This is a genomic window from Nocardioides sp. NPDC023903 (genome assembly GCF_040639295.1).
In the GTDB taxonomy this organism is placed as follows: Bacteria; Actinomycetota; Actinomycetes; order Propionibacteriales; family Nocardioidaceae; genus Nocardioides.
Genome location: NZ_JBEZZS010000115.1, coordinates 1 through 1,070, shown reverse-complemented (window position 1 = coordinate 1,070; position 1,070 = coordinate 1). Strand labels below are relative to the sequence as shown.

Sequence of the window (1,070 nt, the reverse complement as noted above, 5' to 3'; positions counted from 1 at the left end):
GCGGCTTGCTCGCGATGACCGAGTTGGAGCAAGGCCCAGGCTTCGCCGGCGACGGCGTCGGCGGCGCTCGTCGGGCAACCGCCGGCGGTATAGAGGTCGCGCGCCTGGCGGAACAGCTCCAGAGGTTCTTCGATACTGCCTTCGTCCCAGCGCAATTGGGCGCAGCGCATCGTCAGTTCCGCTCGGGCCAGCGGATCTCCCACTTCGGCCACCAAGGGTGCGGCCGCGGCGTAGGCGGCGGCCGCTTCGGTCATCCGGCCCGCGTTGTACCGGGCGAAACCGAGGTCGCTGTGAGCTTCGGCGAGTTGGCGCGGGTCGCCGAGATTCTGTGCGGCGGAGAGGGATTGCTCGAAGAGCGCGTTGAGATGCGTCGTGCCGCACCGGCGAGCGAAGAACGCGCGCATGAAGCGCGGCAATTCGCAGACGTGGGTGTCGGCGCCGACTTCGACGGCGGCGTAGAACACGGCCATCAGGTTGGTGTACTCGGAGACGAACCAGAAGAACGCGGCATCGCGACCGGGGAAGTGCGGTAGTTCGGCGGGCGGCGCCCCGGCCGAGACGGGGCGGGTCGGCGACAGGAACGGCATGGCGGCGTCGGCGGCGGCCGCGGTGTGCACGTAGTAGTCGAGGATGCGGTGCAGGGCGCGGTCGCGGTCCGCGGGGGTGTCGTGCTCGAAGGTGGCGGTGCGGGCGTGTTGGCGAACCAGGTCATGGAGGCGGTAGCGGCCCTCGGCGGGTTGCTGGACGAGGTGCGCGTCGAGGAGGTCCTCGAGCATGGCGCGGGCGATGCGCAGCGGGACGTCGGCCACGGCGGCGGCGACGTGATCGGTGAACGTGGAGCCGGGGATCAGGCCGAGCAGCCGGAACAGTCGGCGCTGGTCCCGGTTGAGCTGACGAACCGACATGCCGAACGCGGTATCGAATTCGTTCGCCCCCTCCGACATCCGCTCCACGAGGATGCCGACCGACCAACCCGGACGATGACGAAGCCGCGCGGCCGCCAGACGCAACGCCAGCGGAAGGTTGCCGCACAGGCGCAGCACTTCGGCAGCCTGCTCGGGTTCCTTGGC

Annotated in this window: 1 pseudogene; it reads right to left on the bottom strand. The window is 70.1% G+C overall.

What is annotated here, in order from left to right:
* A pseudogene (locus AB0F44_RS30340) lies at positions 1-1,070 on the bottom strand (hypothetical protein); the annotation flags it as partial.